The 15,541-nt window shown below is 58.9% G+C and carries 19 protein-coding genes and 2 tRNA genes; 11 read left to right on the top strand and 10 right to left on the bottom strand.

Annotated elements, in window-relative coordinates:
• Window positions 1-153: 153 nt before the first annotated feature.
• The 5 genes from ACJJVH_RS05760 to ACJJVH_RS05780 all read left to right on the top strand — a co-directional run bounded on the left by ACJJVH_RS05760 (window position 154) and on the right by ACJJVH_RS05780 (window position 2,355).
• Window positions 154-732: a cold-shock protein gene (locus ACJJVH_RS05760; RefSeq protein WP_412064887.1), complete on the top strand. Its 579-nt coding sequence runs from the start codon at window positions 154-156 to the stop codon at window positions 730-732.
• A gap of 1 nt (window position 733) precedes the next feature.
• On the top strand, window positions 734-1,246 hold the full coding sequence (locus ACJJVH_RS05765; protein ID WP_113405925.1) for a DUF192 domain-containing protein: 513 nt from the start codon (window positions 734-736) through the stop codon (window positions 1,244-1,246).
• 165 nt (window positions 1,247-1,411) lie between these two features.
• Window positions 1,412-1,488: transfer RNA gene (locus tag ACJJVH_RS05770), tRNA-Pro, on the top strand.
• Window positions 1,489-1,883: 395 nt separating this feature from the next.
• On the top strand, window positions 1,884-2,189 hold the full coding sequence (locus ACJJVH_RS05775) for an ETC complex I subunit (protein WP_113385116.1): 306 nt from the start codon (window positions 1,884-1,886) through the stop codon (window positions 2,187-2,189).
• Window positions 2,190-2,278: 89 nt separating this feature from the next.
• A tRNA-Arg gene (locus ACJJVH_RS05780) sits at window positions 2,279-2,355 on the top strand.
• A 185-nt stretch (window positions 2,356-2,540) separates the two neighbouring features.
• Here ACJJVH_RS05780 and ACJJVH_RS05785 read toward each other — a convergent pair.
• The 3 genes from ACJJVH_RS05785 to ACJJVH_RS05795 form a co-directional block, all read right to left on the bottom strand.
• Window positions 2,541-2,756, bottom strand: a complete 216-nt coding sequence (locus ACJJVH_RS05785) for a hypothetical protein (RefSeq protein WP_113357992.1) — start codon at window positions 2,754-2,756, stop codon at window positions 2,541-2,543.
• A gap of 147 nt (window positions 2,757-2,903) precedes the next feature.
• Window positions 2,904-3,065, bottom strand: a complete 162-nt coding sequence (locus ACJJVH_RS05790) for a hypothetical protein (RefSeq protein ID WP_412064888.1) — start codon at window positions 3,063-3,065, stop codon at window positions 2,904-2,906.
• A gap of 90 nt (window positions 3,066-3,155) precedes the next feature.
• Complete coding sequence (locus ACJJVH_RS05795) at window positions 3,156-3,767, bottom strand: LysE family translocator (RefSeq protein WP_412064889.1); 612 nt, start codon at window positions 3,765-3,767, stop codon at window positions 3,156-3,158.
• A 110-nt stretch (window positions 3,768-3,877) separates the two neighbouring features.
• Between ACJJVH_RS05795 and ACJJVH_RS05800 the strand changes: the two genes are divergently transcribed.
• The gene (locus tag ACJJVH_RS05800) at window positions 3,878-4,339 is read left to right on the top strand and encodes an Lrp/AsnC family transcriptional regulator (RefSeq protein ID WP_113372058.1); all 462 of its coding nucleotides are present in this window, start codon (window positions 3,878-3,880) and stop codon (window positions 4,337-4,339) included.
• Window positions 4,340-4,438: 99 nt separating this feature from the next.
• Here ACJJVH_RS05800 and ACJJVH_RS05805 read toward each other — a convergent pair whose 3' ends face one another.
• The 4 genes from ACJJVH_RS05805 to ACJJVH_RS05820 all read right to left on the bottom strand — a co-directional run bounded on the left by ACJJVH_RS05805 (window position 4,439) and on the right by ACJJVH_RS05820 (window position 8,698).
• Window positions 4,439-5,212, bottom strand: a complete 774-nt coding sequence (locus tag ACJJVH_RS05805) for an amino acid ABC transporter ATP-binding protein (RefSeq protein ID WP_112796296.1) — start codon at window positions 5,210-5,212, stop codon at window positions 4,439-4,441.
• Between the two features lie 19 nt (window positions 5,213-5,231).
• On the bottom strand, window positions 5,232-6,386 hold the full coding sequence (locus tag ACJJVH_RS05810) for an amino acid ABC transporter permease (RefSeq protein ID WP_113385119.1): 1,155 nt from the start codon (window positions 6,384-6,386) through the stop codon (window positions 5,232-5,234).
• A 1-nt stretch (window position 6,387) separates the two neighbouring features.
• Complete coding sequence (locus ACJJVH_RS05815; RefSeq protein ID WP_412064890.1) at window positions 6,388-7,578, bottom strand: amino acid ABC transporter permease; 1,191 nt, start codon at window positions 7,576-7,578, stop codon at window positions 6,388-6,390.
• A gap of 94 nt (window positions 7,579-7,672) precedes the next feature.
• Entirely contained in the window at window positions 7,673-8,698 is a 1,026-nt protein-coding gene (locus ACJJVH_RS05820; RefSeq protein WP_112796291.1) for an amino acid ABC transporter substrate-binding protein, read from the bottom strand.
• Between the two features lie 374 nt (window positions 8,699-9,072).
• On the opposite strand from ACJJVH_RS05820, the gene ACJJVH_RS05825 reads away from it, so the two are divergent.
• Complete coding sequence (locus ACJJVH_RS05825; RefSeq protein WP_412064891.1) at window positions 9,073-10,263, top strand: cystathionine beta-lyase; 1,191 nt, start codon at window positions 9,073-9,075, stop codon at window positions 10,261-10,263.
• On the opposite strand, the gene ACJJVH_RS05830 is transcribed toward ACJJVH_RS05825, so the two are convergent.
• Window positions 10,264-11,427 (bottom strand): FAD-dependent monooxygenase, encoded by a 1,164-nt coding sequence (locus ACJJVH_RS05830; RefSeq protein ID WP_412064892.1) that lies wholly within the window; start codon window positions 11,425-11,427, stop codon window positions 10,264-10,266. It lies immediately after the preceding gene.
• Between the two features lie 29 nt (window positions 11,428-11,456).
• The gene (locus ACJJVH_RS05835; protein WP_047633459.1) at window positions 11,457-11,702 is read right to left on the bottom strand and encodes a zinc-finger domain-containing protein; all 246 of its coding nucleotides are present in this window, start codon (window positions 11,700-11,702) and stop codon (window positions 11,457-11,459) included.
• Window positions 11,703-11,902: 200 nt separating this feature from the next.
• Here ACJJVH_RS05835 and ACJJVH_RS05840 point away from each other — a divergent pair, with 200 nt between their 5' ends.
• Window positions 11,903-12,688 (top strand): alpha/beta hydrolase, encoded by a 786-nt coding sequence (locus tag ACJJVH_RS05840; RefSeq protein ID WP_112796481.1) that lies wholly within the window; start codon window positions 11,903-11,905, stop codon window positions 12,686-12,688.
• Window position 12,689: 1 nt separating this feature from the next.
• Here ACJJVH_RS05840 and ACJJVH_RS05845 read toward each other — a convergent pair whose 3' ends face one another.
• Window positions 12,690-13,490 carry an enoyl-CoA hydratase-related protein gene (locus tag ACJJVH_RS05845; RefSeq protein WP_412064893.1) on the bottom strand — a complete coding sequence of 267 codons (801 nt, stop codon included), beginning with the start codon at window positions 13,488-13,490 and terminating at the stop codon, window positions 12,690-12,692.
• 76 nt (window positions 13,491-13,566) lie between these two features.
• Here ACJJVH_RS05845 and cysE point away from each other — a divergent pair, with 76 nt between their 5' ends.
• The 3 genes from cysE to ACJJVH_RS05860 all read left to right on the top strand — a co-directional run bounded on the left by cysE (window position 13,567) and on the right by ACJJVH_RS05860 (window position 15,486).
• Window positions 13,567-14,430, top strand: a complete 864-nt coding sequence (gene cysE, locus ACJJVH_RS05850; RefSeq protein WP_112796284.1) for a serine O-acetyltransferase — start codon at window positions 13,567-13,569, stop codon at window positions 14,428-14,430.
• A 125-nt stretch (window positions 14,431-14,555) separates the two neighbouring features.
• Complete coding sequence (locus ACJJVH_RS05855; RefSeq protein ID WP_047633271.1) at window positions 14,556-14,759, top strand: DUF3126 family protein; 204 nt, start codon at window positions 14,556-14,558, stop codon at window positions 14,757-14,759.
• A 361-nt stretch (window positions 14,760-15,120) separates the two neighbouring features.
• Complete coding sequence (locus ACJJVH_RS05860; RefSeq protein ID WP_112796282.1) at window positions 15,121-15,486, top strand: phasin family protein; 366 nt, start codon at window positions 15,121-15,123, stop codon at window positions 15,484-15,486.
• The last annotated feature ends 55 nt before the right edge of the window (window positions 15,487-15,541 follow it).

The raw sequence follows: 15,541 nt of genomic DNA on the forward strand, positions 1-15,541 counted from the left end.
AAGCACCAGCTTCGCGCAAGCCTTGGAGCGGTAATCTAGGGTGGGAATAAACGAAAACTAGGACTTGCGCTTTTCCGTTACCAAGATGTTAATCTTGATATCAGGGAATCAGTTAACCGTAACAGTGTGACGCGTAATCGAGGGCTGGCTAGGATGGGTGACAGAATTTCATCGAAGGGAATTGTCGACTTCGAGGAGATGTCGGGCGATACCGTCGAGCTCATCGAAATCTCAGGCGTCGTCAAGTGGTTCGATGTCGCCAAAGGCTTCGGTTTTATCGTGCCGGACAATGGCATGCAGGACGTTCTGCTGCATGTGACCTGCCTGCGCCGGGACGGTTATCAGACGATTCTCGAAGGAACCCGTATCGTTGCGCTGATCCAGCGCCGGGAGCGTGGCTATCAGGCCTTCAAGATCCTCTCCATGGATCAGTCGACAGCAGTGCATCCGTCGCAGATGCCGCCGGTGCGCACGCATGTTCAGGTGACGGCGACCAGCGGCCTGGAGCGCGCGCTCGTAAAATGGTTCAACCGCACGAAGGGCTTCGGCTTCCTGACGCGCGGCGAGGGCACCGAGGATATTTTCGTGCACATGGAAACGCTCCGGCGCTTCGGTCTGGCGGAACTGCGCCCCGGACAGGTGGTGCTGGTCCGTTTCGGACCCGCCGAAAAGGGCCTTATGGCGGCGGAGATTCATCCAGATGCACCGAGCCCGGTTACGCGGCCACACTGACATGAAAAGAGATTTGTTTCTCAAGTTCCTGAAAAGCGCCATCTTGGCGCTTTTTCTCGTTGGGGCCATCGCCCCGTCGTCCTTTGCGGCGCAAACGGCAGGGCAGCAGTCGATGGCTTTCGATTCGGAGCCGCTCTCCATCGCATCGGCCAAAGGCCAGACTCACAAGTTCACGGTAGAACTGGCGCTGACGCCGCCTCAGCTGGAATTCGGCCTGATGTATCGTGACAGGATGCCGGCCGATCACGGCATGTTGTTCGATTTCGGCACATCGCGGCCGGTCATGATGTGGATGAAGAACACCAGGCTTCCGCTCGACATGCTCTTTCTGGATCGGAAAGGTGTCGTCACCCACATCCAGGAAAACGCAGTGCCGTATTCCGAAGCGATCATCAGTTCCGACGGACCGGCTGCCTATGTCATCGAGCTGAATGGCGGAATCGTCGAGAAGCTCGGCCTTGCGGTTGGCGACAAGGTGACGAGCGCGACCATTTCAGCCAAGCTCGGCAAGTAGATTTTCACCGGGGAAGACCTGCCGGATGTGATTTTAGCTGTTGCAGCAGGCAGATGAACCGTGTATCTCCCCACTCGTTCCGCAGAGCCCGCGCTTGGGCAGTGCGGAATAAAAACATGATCCCACTCGCGCAAGGGCGATATTGCGGTGATCATGCTCACGGTACGGAGTGTAGCGCAGTCTGGTAGCGCATCTGGTTTGGGACCAGAGGGTCGGGAGTTCGAATCTCTCCACTCCGACCATTTAAATATCCTCAGTTCTTAATAGAAGTCCTGCCGGTTGTCGCGGCGACGTCGTTTGTGCATCATGAGCCGATGTTCCTCTCGCCGGAATAATTTCGGGCAAGGATAGATATTGCGCCGCGCGGTCGTCCCGCGCCCCCAACGCTCTGGTTCCAAACCGGATATGTTGTTACCACATGCGGCGCGATCTCAATCTGATCGTCTTCCGGGCAAGGCTTTGCAAACAGTTTGAAAGCTGCATCCGCCGCCCGCGATTTTTCGGCGCCTTTTTGCTTGAAAACCAAGGGATTCGCAGCTAATCAAAAACCGATATGCGCTCGACCCGAAAGGGCCGCGGCGAGACAAGTGAAGCACAATGGCGGGTCGCTCCCGCTTTATTCGGAGGCGCTGCAGCAATGCCTGCCAAGATTTATCGTCCCGCAAAGACCGCCATGCAATCCGGCAAGGCCAAGACCCATCTGTGGGTTCTGGAGTTCGATCAGGAAATCCCGCGCAAGATCGATCCGATCATGGGTTATACCTCGTCGGCCGATACGCGCCAGCAGCTCAAGCTGACGTTCGAGACGCAGGAGCAGGCGGAAGATTACGCCAAGCGCAACGGTATCGACTACCGGGTAATCCCGCCGAAGGATCCTATCCGTCAGGTCGTGTCTTATTCCGACAACTTCCGCTTCAACCGCATCCAGCCCTGGACTCACTGAGACAGGCACTTATTGAACGCCGCCCATTGAGTTTGAAGGCGGATTCAGGCATGTGTTGGCGGTCGCATCTCGTTGCGGCCTGGCCTTACGGCCCCTTAGCTCAGCTGGATAGAGCACTTGCCTTCTAAGCATGTGGTCGCAGGTTCGAATCCTGCAGGGGTCGCCATCTTTTCAATGACTTAGCGCCGGTTCAAGCCTGATCTGTGTGATAGAGCCGGAGCCTTCCGGGCGCAGGAGTTGGGCACGATTTCCACTGTCTGCCTCATCAGGCCTGGTTCAGCGGCAGAGTGACAGATTCTGGATCTGATTGCTCCTCCTTCAACCGAAGAGCAGGAAGCAGCTTCGCATAATTTAGACGCCGAGAATGGCATCTATTTCAGCGATGATTGCTGCGTAGGTCTGGATGTGCCGGTGATACTCGGCCTTGATCTCTTCGGTGATGTCGGAGAGTGGTCCGTTCCCTTCCTGTCGGAAGTGGCGCGTATCACTGTCGTCGATGTGCTTGAGGCGCTGCTCATATTCGGCGAGCTTTTTCTTGTGGCTCTCGCGAAGTTTCGCCAAATCCATTTTGGGATCTCCTGTCTTGCGTCAGTACAATGGCAGACGCCTGGTCCGGTGACAATCATCGGTTTCGGCAAAGCCGGACCCGCATGCACTCGAGACGTTCGGACGCAATTGTCGATCCTTGGCGTGGCCGCCATCTAATATGGGCACTCAGTTCAGCACTCCCGGCCAGCCGACGGCATCTTTCGGTCTCGTGGCGTCGACGGCCATCTGAATGAGGTCGTGACCGGATATCGCCCCGGCCAGCTTGATAATGATGATGGCGGCGCCCAAGAGCGCGAGCCCACCGATGATCCGATCGCTTCTTTTCACGGCCCGCTTCCCCCGACGTTTCGTGAATCCCGCATTGTTCGCGGTAGCGGATACTATATCGCGTCTCACACGAAGCGCCATATGGCTTGTTCACGTTGCCAGCCGCCCGGCTGCGACAAGCAACAGTCCGCCGGCAATACCTTCGATCCATCTCCTGTGGCGATCGCTGAAATTTCTGCGAGAACCGACGGCCGCGACGGCAAGGCTGAGCAATGCATAGACAATCCCGCATAGGCCGATGAAGATTGCCGAGAGCAGCGAGGCTTGCAGGACGACGCTCCCATCGTGCGTCAGGAACTGCGGCAGGATGGCAAAATAGATCATCATGCCTTTGGGATTGAGAGCGGCCGTCAGAAAGCCGCGCCAAAATCTGTTGGCTGCGATCCCTGAGGGTAGCGATGTAGTGCCGTCGGCGCTCATGGAGGATGCGATGAGCCGGAAGGCGAGGTAGCTCAGATAGCCTATGCCCAGCCAGCGCAGCACGGCGAACAAGATCGGAGAGGTTGCGATGATGGTGGCCACCCCGAATGCCGCCAGCGTCGAATGGACGATATAGCCGATGCAGATGCCTGCGGTCGATCGCAGACCCGCGGAGGCGCCTCCCGAGATTGCCTGGGATGCCACGAAGAGCATGTCCGGGCCGGGTGTACAGATGAGCGGCAGCACGGTGGCTGCAAAGAGAACGAGATTGGCGTTTTCCATGCAGGAAAGCCTAGCGATTCATCGGCGCAATCGGCTTGCGAAGATGCCAAATTCTGCAAGATTATTGGCATTGAATTCTATGAATCGCAGTTTTTCGATAGGGAATCCCAATGGGACTGGATGAGATCGACAAGCGCATTCTGCGTGCCTTGCAGCGCAATGGGCGAATTCAGAATGTGGAGCTGGCGAAGGAAGTGGGGCTTTCGCCATCCCCGTGCCTGCGTCGTGTCAAGCTGCTCGAAGATGCCGGCATTATCGATCGCTATGTCGCTGTCGTGAACCCGGTCAAGGCGGGCCTGCCGCTTTCGATGTTTGCCCGCGTCTGGCTGACGGCGCAGGATGCGGAAACGATCGACCGCTTTATCGCCGCCATGAAGATGCTGCCGCAGGTGATGGAATGCTACATCATGCTGGGGGAAAGCGACGCATTGCTGCGTGTCGCCGTTTCAGATCTGGACGATTACAGGCAGTTTCAGTCCACGCACCTGACGAAGGTCAACGGCATCCAGAACGTCAAAACCGATGTGCCGAGCCAGATTGTCAAACAGACATACGCCCTGCCGCTGCGCTGACCGGCTTGCGACGCCATCTTGCCAACGAAGGGCTGCTCATGAAAAACCCGCCGGCTGCGAGGCAGCGGCGGGTCTCGTTTCATGCGAGCTGTACAGTGATCAGTGCAGGATCTGGCTCAGGAACAGCTTGGTGCGCTCATGCTGCGGATTGTCGAAGAATTCCTTCGGCGAATTCTGTTCGACGATCTGGCCCTGGTCCATGAAGATGACGCGGTTGGCGACCTGGCGGGCAAAGCCCATTTCGTGAGTCACGCACAGCATCGTCATGCCTTCTTCGGCAAGGCCGACCATGGTGTCCAGCACTTCCTTGATCATTTCCGGATCGAGCGCCGAGGTCGGCTCGTCGAACAGCATGATCTTCGGGTTCATGCAGAGCGAGCGGGCGATCGCCACGCGCTGCTGCTGGCCGCCGGAAAGCTGGCCGGGATATTTCTTTGCCTGCTCGGGGATCTTGACGCGGGTGAGGAAGTGCATGGCGATCTCTTCCGCCTGCTTCTTCGGCATCTTGCGCACCCAGATCGGCGCCAGCGTGCAGTTTTCCAGAATGGTCAGGTGCGGGAAGAGGTTGAAGTGCTGGAACACCATGCCGACTTCGCGTCGGACTTCATCGATCTTCTTCAGGTCGTTGGTCAGTTCCACGCCGTCGACGACGATGCTGCCCTTCTGATGTTCCTCCAGCCGGTTGATGCAGCGGATCATCGTCGACTTGCCTGAGCCGGATGGGCCGGCAATGACGATGCGCTCGCCGCGCATGACCTTGAGATTGATGTCGCGCAGTACGTGGAAATCGCCGTACCACTTGTTCATGTTCCTCATTTCAACCGCGACCTCGGTCTCGGAAACGGTCATTTTTTTCGGTTGGGCTTCAGCCATTTTATATTTCCCTCAATTCTTATCGCTTGTGGCCGGTGTCGAGATGGCGCTCCACGAAACCTGAATAGCGCGACATGCCGAAGCAGAACAGCCAAAAAATGAAGCCGGCGAAAATCAGTCCCGTCACCGGTGTCACGGCGGTGGCCCAATTCGCATCCGAAAAATTCTGGCGAACGATGCCGAGCAGGTCGAACATGCCGACGATTGCCACGAGCGACGTGTCCTTGAACATGCTGATATAGGAGTTCACGATGCTCGGAATGACCAGCTTGATGGCCTGAGGCAGCACGATGAGCCGCATCTTCTGCCAGTAGCTGAGACCGAGCGAATCGGCCCCTTCGAACTGACCTTTGGGTACGGCCTGCAGGCCGCCGCGGAAGACTTCGGCCATATAGGCCGAGGTGAAGATCGCAACGCCGACCACGGCGCGCAGCAGCTTGTCCACCGTCCAGCCCTGCGGCATGAACAGCGGCAGCATGTAGCTGGCCATGAACAGCACCGTGATCAGCGGCACGCCGCGGATGACTTCGATGAAGATCACGCACAGCATGCGGACGACGGGCATTTTCGAGCGGCGTCCGAGCGCAAGCACGATGCCGCACGGAAAGGAGACCGCGATTGCGACGAAGGCAATCACCAGCGTCACCATCAGACCGCCCCATCTCTCGGTCCCCACGACTTCGAGGCCAAATCCACCATGCAGCAGGAAGAACGATACGACCGGCAGCACGATGAACGCCAGAAGCAAGGTCATCCCTTTCCTCGGGACCGACGGGATCATTAGCGGCACGAAGGTAAGGATCGTGAGAATGACGACCAGCACGGGCCGCCAGCGTTCGTCCGGCGGAAAAAGGCCGAACATGAAGACGACGAATTTCGCGCGAACGAAGGCCCAGCAGGCACCACTCCAGCCCTCCGGCTGGGTTCCACCTTGAGCGGGTGTGGCGCAGAATGTGCGATCGGTTCCGCTCCACACCGCCTTTATGAATAGCCAATCGACCAGTTGCGGGATTGCCCAGACGAGAAAGACGATGGCAAGGACGGTCAGGACGACGTCCTTCGGTGTGGCGAAGAGGTTTTTCCTCATCCAGTGCCATACACCTCTTTCGCTGGCGGGCGCGGGTTGCTGCGACAAAAGCGTTTTGCTGACGAAGCTCTGATTTGCATTCGGCATCTTATCTCTCCACCAGCGCCATCTTGGCGTTGAACCAGTTCATGAACAGCGAGGTTACGATGCTCAAGGCGAGATAGACGATCATCCATATGATGACGACTTCGACCGCGCGTCCGGACTGATTGAGGATAACGCCGCCGACGGCGACGAGATCGGCGTAGCCGATGGCGATGGCGAGCGAGGAGTTCTTGATCAGATTGAGATATTGGCTCGTCAGCGGCGGAATGATGATGCGCATTGCCTGCGGGATGACGATGAGGCGGTTGATGGCCGATACCCGAAGGCCAAGTGCGCCCGCCGCTTCGGATTGGCCTTTCGGCACGCCGCGGATACCGGCGCGCACGATCTCGGCAATATAGGTTGCCGTATAGAGGGAGAGAGCCAAAAGAAGCGCGATGAATTCCGGCCCCACGACAGTCCCGCCGGTCAGGTTGAACTTGCCGGCGACCGGGTAGTCGAAGGAAAGCGGCATCCCCGTTGCCAGGAAGACCAGCAGGGGCAGGCCGACCAGGATGGCGACCGAAACCCAGATCGTATGGAATTGCTGGCCGGTTGCCGCCTGGCGTCTATGTGCCCATCGCGCCACGAAAAACACGATTGCTATGGCGACAAGGAGAGCAATCCCCACGGCCCACATGCCGGCGCCGAAAATCGGGCTGGGGAAGGCGAGGCCGCGATTGCTGAGATAGCTGGAAAAGGGCAGATGCACGGCTTCCCGCGCCTGCGGCAGCAGCACCAGAACCCCGCTGTACCAGAAGAAGATAACGAGCAGCGGCGGGATGTTGCGGAAGAGTTCGACATAAGCCTGCGAAAGCTTGGCGATCAACCAGTTGTTCGAAAGCCTGCCGATGCCGACGATGAAGCCGACGATCGTCGCGGCGATGATGCCCACGACCGAAATGAGGAGGGTGTTGAGCAGGCCGACGATCAGCGCATCGATATTGGTGGAATCGCTGGAATAGGGGATGAGAGCCTGTCCCAGATTGAAGCCGGCCCGGCCTTCGAGGAAGCCAAAGCCGAAGGAACGGTTCAAATCGCTCAGATTGCGGGCCGTATTATGAATGACGAATGCGGCGAGGGCCACAAGAATGACGATCGTCAAGGCCTGATAGAACAGGCCCCGGATTTTGGGATCGTATAGCGCTGATATGGATGAGCGCTCGCCTTCAGGCGAATTTGTAATAATTGCCATGCAGAGTTTTTCCCCAATGTGCCTGTTTCAGGCTTGTTTTCTTGAGGTGGGAAAGGCGGATTGCCGCCTTTCTCCTAATTTTGGACGATGTCGCTTAGCGCACCGGAGGCGCGTACTGGATGCCGCCCTTGTTCCACAGCGCATTGAGGCCGCGGGCGATCTTCAGCGGGCTGCCGGCGCCGATGTTGCGGTCGAAGACTTCGCCGTAATTGCCGACGCCCTTGATGATGTTGTAGGCCCAGTCATTGGTCAGGCCGAGGTCGGTGCCGATCGTGGAGCCCTGTTCGGTGCCGAGGAAGCGCTTGATATCCGGGTTTGCCGAATTCTTCATCTCGTCGACATTCTTCTGCGTGATGCCGAATTCTTCGGCGTTGACGAGCGCATAGGCCGTCCAGCTCACGATGTTGAACCACTGGTCGTCGCCCTGGCGAACGGCCGGGCCGAGCGGCTCCTTGGAGATGATTTCAGGCAGAACGACGTTATCGTCCGGGTTCTTCAGCGTCAGGCGCAGTGCGTAGAGGCCGGACTGGTCGGTGGTGTAGACGTCGCAACGGCCGGAGTCATAGGCCGTGTTGACCTCTTCGAGCTTGTCGAAGACCACCGGATTGTATTGCAGGTTGTTGGTCTTGAAGTAGTCGGCAAGGTTGAGCTCGGTCGTCGTGCCGGATTGCACGCAGATCGCCGCGCCGGAAAGCTCGAGCGCCGACTTCACGTTCAGTTCCTTGCGAACCATGAAGCCCTGGCCGTCGTAATAGGTGACGGGACGAAACTTGAGGCCGAGCGCGGTGTCGCGATTGATGGTCCAGGTCGTGTTGCGAGACAGCACGTCGATTTCGCCGGACTGTAGCGCGGTGAAACGGTCCTTCGCGCTGAGGGGCGTGTACTTCACCTTGGTCGGGTCGCCGAAGACGGCGGACGCTACGGCCTTGCAAAAGTCGATGTCGAAACCGGCCCAGTTACCGGAGGCGTCCGGTTGCGCGAAGCCGAGAAGACCCGTATTCACGCCGCACTGAACGAAGCCCTTGGCCTTTACGTCGCTCAACGTCGAAGCGGAAGCTCCGGACGCGGTGTAAGCCAATGCTGCGACTCCGAGAAATGCGGAGAGAGCAAACTTTTTCATCTTTCCCAACCTTTGTCTATTTGTTTTATAGTTAAAATGTATCGCCCCCGAAGCCGGTTCCTGGAGAACCACGCTCCTTCCCTTTCCCGGTGCGAGTGGGCCTATCACAGTCGCAAATGGTGTAACGGTCAAGAGATCGCCCGGATTATTGCGGATTTATTCGGCATTTTTGCCCGCCATGGTCGAAAAATGGGCATTTGGCGTCGAAATGGGCGGTATTTTGCCAAAAATCTGCGCGGAAATGAGGTTTGTGTCGCCAATTTTGTTAGTTTAGCCTTCCAATAATATGTGATGTCGGGCTGATCGGGGTTGACCCCACTGGACTTGGCCGCCACAAATCCAGCTTCCCCGCAGCGCCAAAGGCATATCCGGACATGAAAGACAAAGACACTTCCCTGCAGAACGCCGGCATCAACACGCGTTTGTCCCACATCGGCAACTCGCCCTTTGATTTCCACGGCTTCGTCAACCCCCCCGTAGTGCATGCCTCGACGGTGCTGTTTCCCAATGCGCGTGTAATGGAGACGCACGACCAGAAATACACTTACGGGACGCGCGGCACGCCGACGACGGATGCGCTGTGCGAGGCAATGAATGCGCTGGAGGGATCGGCCGGAACGATCATCGTGCCGTCCGGGCTTGCGGCCGTCACCGTGCCTTTTCTCGCCTATCTGTCCGCCGGCGATCACGCCTTGATCGTCGATTCGGTCTACGGCCCCACACGTTTTTTCTGCGATACCATGCTGAAGCGTCTCGGCATCGAGGTCGACTATTACGATCCGCTGATCGGCGCCGGCATCGAGCAGTTGATCAAGCCGAACACCAGGCTGGTCCACACCGAGGCGCCGGGTTCCAACACCTTCGAGATGCAGGATATTCCTGCCATCTCGGCAGCGGCGCATCGGCACGGCTGCGTCGTGACCATGGACAATACCTGGGCGACGCCACTCTATTTCAAGCCGCTCGATCACGGCGTCGACGTCTCCATCCATGCGGTGACGAAATATCCGGCCGGCCACTCCGATATTCTGATGGGGACTGTTTCCGCCAATGAGGCGCATTGGAAACGGTTGCTGGACGCCCATGGCCAGCTGGGCATCTGCGGTGCGCCGGACGATGCCTATCAGGTGCTGCGCGGCTTGCGCACCATGGGCGTGCGTCTGGAGCGTCACCAGGAAAGCGCGCTTGCGATTGCCCGATGGCTCGAGGGCAGGGAGGATGTCGCGCGCGTGCTGCATCCGGCATTGCCAAGCTTCCCCGGTCACGATCTCTGGAAGCGCGACTTCAAGGGATCGAGCGGGATTTTCTCCTTCGTTCTGGCCGTCGACGATCCGCAGAAATTCAAGGCGAAGGCGCACGCCTTCCTCGATGCCTTGCGTATTTTCGGTCTCGGCTATTCCTGGGGCGGTTTCGAAAGTCTTGCGGTGCACGTCAATCTCAACGACCGGCGCATCACGAAGGCACCGGCAGAGGGACCTGTCATCCGTCTGCAGATCGGTCTGGAAGACGTCGCCGATATCAAGGCGGATATCGAAAAGGGCTTCGCTGCCGTCAGGCAAGCGTAGTCAGCCGGCGGCGCGATAGCCGTAGATCCAGTCCATGTCCGCCGCCAGGCTTTGCGGCGGACGAAGCGAGAGGACGAGATCGCGCGCCATGCGGATCGGCCCGCGGGCATGGTAGGCGAACTGATTGAAGGCGGCGCGCTGCCGCAGGCGCGCAATGCGCGGCGACCGGTGCTTTTCGTAGAGGTCTAAAGCTTCGGTCGGCGGCCGCGTCGCAAGCATGCCGGCAAGTTCGAACGCGTCCTCGATCGCCATGGCTGCCCCTTGTGCCGCGAACGGCATCATCGCATGCGCGGCGTCGCCGATCAGCACCGTGTCTTCGCCGTTGTGCCATCGGCCGGCTTTCATTTCATAAAGCGGCCAGAAACTCGCCTTTTCCTGCGCTTCCAGCATCTGCACGATTGCGCCGTTCCAACCGGAGAAGGCGCGCAGCATCTGCCTGCGTTGAGCCTGGCTGCCGGCTGCGCCCCAATCGCGGCTGGCGCTGTTGCCGGAGACGATGGCGACAATATTGAAGGCTGCATTCTCCCGGATGGGATAGCAGACGAGATGGCTGGATGGGCCGAGGAAGGCGGTAACGTTCGCCTTGTCCAGCATGGCCGGAGCCGCCGTTTCCGCGATGGAGAAGCGCCACGCAATATTGCCGGAAAAGAGCGGAGCGGGGGCACCGGGCACCAGCGCATGCGCCTTGGACCAGACCCCGTCCGCGCCGATGACGAGATCGAACTTTCTTCCGGCGAGATCCTCCAGCGCCTGCTTGGCTTTGATGTCGATGTGCTGACCCAGATGCAGCTTGCACAGCGCATTGGCGGTCACGGCATCGAGAAGGGCCTTCTGCAGGGTCGCGCGATGTGCGGCCCCATAGGGCGCACCCCATCGCCGCATGGCGAAATTTCCGCAGGGAACGGATGTGATCTGTCCTAGCGACGAGCCGGATACGAGCCGGATTTCCCCTGGCTCCAGCCAGACGGGCCGAAGCGCGTCGAGAACGCCGAGCGTATCGAGGATGCGGGAGGCATTCGGTGAAATCTGCAGGCCTGCGCCGACTTCGGTCAGTACCTCGGCCTGCTCGAAAATGTCCGAGGCGATGCCATGTCTCGCCAGCGCCAGTGCCGCCGTCAATCCGGCTATTCCGGCGCCGATGATGGCAACTGCTTTGATCGGCATTCTTCTATGTCCGATCAGGCTCTACGGCGTCACGCGGCCTTGAAGTGAAAGACGCAGCCGGCCGGGTTGGTCTGGTCCGCCTTCAGCGACGGATTGTAGCGGTAGAGCGTCGAGCAGTAGGAGCAGACCTTCTCGCTCTCGTCGCCGATATCGATGAAGATATGAGGATGGTCGTAGGGAACCGAGGCGCCGGTGCACATGAATTCCTTGACGCCGATTTCGATGACGCGATGTCCGCCGTCGTTCTGGAAATGGGGAATATTGTGGCCGGCCATGATGATCTCCGAATGCGTCTTGCCGTAGCGGCATGAATGTTGCGCCAGACTTGGTAGCCTCTCTTTATAATCCTTCGTGCTGATTGTGTAGTGCGAAAGTCCCGCTTGATGCAGAGATTTTCGCACGCGCAGGGTTCATTTGATATCGCCGATAAAATATGGTCCGGCGCCAACAGGATCCAGCTTGCAAAGACGAAGCCATGAATTTGAATGCTCCCCGGATGTCCAATTTTCTCAGAGACGGATTGAAGCTCGCCTTTTTCGATGAAGGCGACCCCAGCGGGCCGCCGGTGCTGCTGATTCACGGCTTTGCTTCGACCGCGGTTGCGAACTGGGTCAATCCGGGCTGGCTCAAGACGCTTGGCGATGCAGGCTATCGGGTCATCGCCATCGACAATCGCGGCCACGGCTCGAGCGACAAGCTTTACGATGCCGATGTCTACCATCCCTGGATCATGGCCGACGATGCCGTTGCCCTCCTCGACCATCTGGGCATATCCGAGGCCCACGTCATGGGCTATTCCATGGGCGCGCGCGTTGCCACCTTCATGGCGATCGCGCATCCGGATCGCGTCCGCTCGCTGGTGCTCGGCGGTCTCGGCATCGGCATGGTCGAAGGTGTCGGCGATTGGGATCCGATCGCGGAAGCGCTGGTGGCGCCGTCGCTCGATGACGTTACCCATGCCCGCGGGCGCATGTTCCGCGCCTTCGCCGAGCAGACGAAGAGCGACCGGCAGGCGCTGGCCGCCTGCATCCAGGGCTCGCGCGACCTGGCGGCAAGGCAGGACGTCGCCAAGATCGAGGCGCCGACCTTGATTGCCGTCGGCACAAAGGACGATATCGCCGGCTCGGGACAGGAACTGGCAGCTCTGATGCCGAACGCCGAAGCCGTGGATATACCGAACCGCGATCATATGCTTGCCGTCGGCGACAAGCTCTTCAAGGCGGCCGTCCTCGAATTCTACCACCGCCTGGACAAGCGTTAAGTCACTTGCCGGTGAAGCGCGGCTTTCGCCGTTCGGCAAAGGCGGTACGGCCCTCGGCGTAATCGGCGCTGTCGAAAGTCTCTGCGCCGATCACCTCCGCCTCGCGCAGCAGGTCGCCATCCTGTTCGATCACGGCGCGGATCGCGAGTTTCGATGCATGCAGCGCGATCGGGGCGTTTGCCGCGATCGCATGGGCGAGGGCGGAGACTTCGCCGTCGAAAGCGCCCGCCTCGATTTCCTCCAGCAGAAAGCCGGCGGCAACCATCTTGTCGCTCGACATGGGCGCGCCGGTAAACAGCGTGACCTTGGCCATCTGCGCTCCAAGCGCGTTGACGATGTCCTGCACGGCATCGGCCGGATAGGCTATGCCGAGGCGAACGGCAGGAACCGAAAAGCGCGCGCCTTGCTCGGCAATCCGCAGATCGCAGGCGGCCGCCAGCCCGAAACCGCCGCCATAGCAGATGCCGCGGATCGCCGCGATCGTCGGCACGCGGCAGTGGCGAATGGCCTCGAAAGCCCGGCTGTTCAATGCCTCGTAGACCACGGCGGTCTCGGAATCCTTGCGCATGGTGTCGAATTCGCGGATGTCGGCGCCGGCTGAAAAATCCGCGCCGGCGCCGCGCAGAACGATCACATGCGCACGCGCTTCATCGGTCAGCCTGCGCACTGCCTGCGGGATGGCGCGCCACATGGCGGCCGTCACGGCGTTCTTTCGGTCGGGGTTGCTCACAGTGATCGTACCGATCGCTTCAACGCATGTCGCGCGAATGAGACCGCTGGCAAATTCATGCTCGAAATTCATGCGCGCCCAACCCATTTGTCTTGTGTGGCATTTATTCTATATAATGCACCCCTGACAGAAAATCGGGAGACCGCCAATGGTCGCAGCAACGGACATTCGCCCCGTGGAGGGCTTGGGTGCAGTTAAGATCATGGATCCTATCTGGGACAGCATGCGCGAGGAAGCGCGTGCCGCTGCCGAAAGGGATCCGCTGCTTGCCGCCTTCCTCTATTCGACGATCATCAACCACCGTTCGCTGGAAGAATGTGTCATCTATCGCATTTGCGAGCGTCTTGATCATCCCGACCTGCAGGCCATCCTCCTGCGGCAGACCTTCGAGGAAATGCTGGCGGACTGGCCGGAATGGGGATCGATTCTCCGTGTCGATATCCAGGCCGTCTACGATCGCGATCCCGCCTGCCTGCGGTTCCTGGAGCCTGTCCTCTATTTCAAGGGGTTCCATGCGCTGCAGACGCATCGCCTCGCGCACTGGCTCTACAATCGTGGCCGCCGCGATTTCGCGCTTTATCTGCAGAGCCGTTCCTCCAGCGTCTTCCAGACCGATATCAACCCGGCAGCACGCATCGGCAAGGGCATCTTCCTCGACCATGCGACCGGTCTTGTCGTGGGCGAAACCGCCGTGATTGGTGACAATGTATCGATCCTGCATGGCGTGACCCTCGGCGGTACAGGCAAGGAAGGCAGCGACCGCCATCCGAAAATCGCCCATGGCGTCTTGATTGGTGCGGGAGCCAAGATCCTCGGCAACATCCAGATCGGCCATTGCTCGCGCATAGCTGCGGGCTCCGTTGTCCTGAAGGAAGTGCCCGCCAAGACCACGGTCGCCGGCGTTCCTGCCAAGGTGGTCGGCGAAGCAGGCTGTTCCGAGCCGTCCCGCTCGATGGATCAGCTCCTTGCCGAGCAATTGGCCGTGGACCAAATCATGGGTGCGGGAATCTAGGAAATTTCGATCTAACTTTTGGGAGATAGTGCCGTCGCGAACCGTGCACGACGCGGTTCCGGTCTTTACACCGCCGCTTTTCCCATGCAAGAAGCGGCCAACCGAGATCCTCACGGAGAAGCATTGTGAAGCCTGAAGAAATCAAGAAACTCGACGCCTATTTCAAACGCACGTTCAATCCGCAGATCGTGGTGAAGGCCCGCCCGCGCAAGAACGATTCGGCGGAAGTCTATCTTGGCGAAGAGTTCCTCGGTGTCGTCTATATCGACGACGAAGACGGCGACCGCTCCTATAATTTTTCGATGGCTATCCTGGACGTCGATCTCTAATTCTGCCGATCTCGATTTCCGATCGAATTGCCGGGCTGTATTTCATTGAAATACAGCCCTTTTTCTTTGGTTGTCGCCGGCTTTGCCTTGCGCCTCGGTCAAGCCCGGCATATCGGCACTGCGTTTTTTCCGAGTTTATTGCCGATATTTTAGTCAAAGCCTGCGGTTGCAGGGGCTATGATATATATTAGGGAAAACAGAATGATGCGGTGCATTCATGAGCGCCGACATCGCGCCGTCATTCGAAATGCAACCCAAGGAGGATATTGCGGCGCACAAGACTACTTGACTAATTGTGCGCCGCATTTAAGCTTTAAGTCTGCAAACCGGCCATCGGCCGACCAACAAGGGACGGAGAAGCATGTTCAATTTCGATGAAGCGAACAAGAAGGGCAAGGAAGCTATGGACACGGCGCTGAAGAGCTATTCCGATGTCACCAAGGGCTTTCAGGCGATTGCCGCCGAAGCTGCCGAATACTCCAAGAAGTCTTTCCAGGACAGCGTATCGCACTTCGAGACGCTCGCCGGCGTCAAGAGCTTCGAGGCGGCCTTCGAACTGCAGAGCGGCTTCGTAAAGTCTTCCTACGAAAACTTCATTGCCGAAGCCACCAGACTCGGTGAAATGTATGCCGATCTCGCCAAGGTCGCCTATAAGCCTTACGAAGCGCCCGTAGCGGCTGCGACGAAGGCCACGAGCAAGGCGGCAGCGACGGCAGCCGCCGCTTAAGCATTCGCCGAAAGGCAATTTTCCGGAAGGACCGGCTACGCGACGCGTGGCCGGT

The sequence above is a fragment of the Rhizobium sp. SYY.PMSO genome, from assembly GCF_046840415.1.
Taxonomy (GTDB): Bacteria; Pseudomonadota; Alphaproteobacteria; order Rhizobiales; family Rhizobiaceae; genus Rhizobium.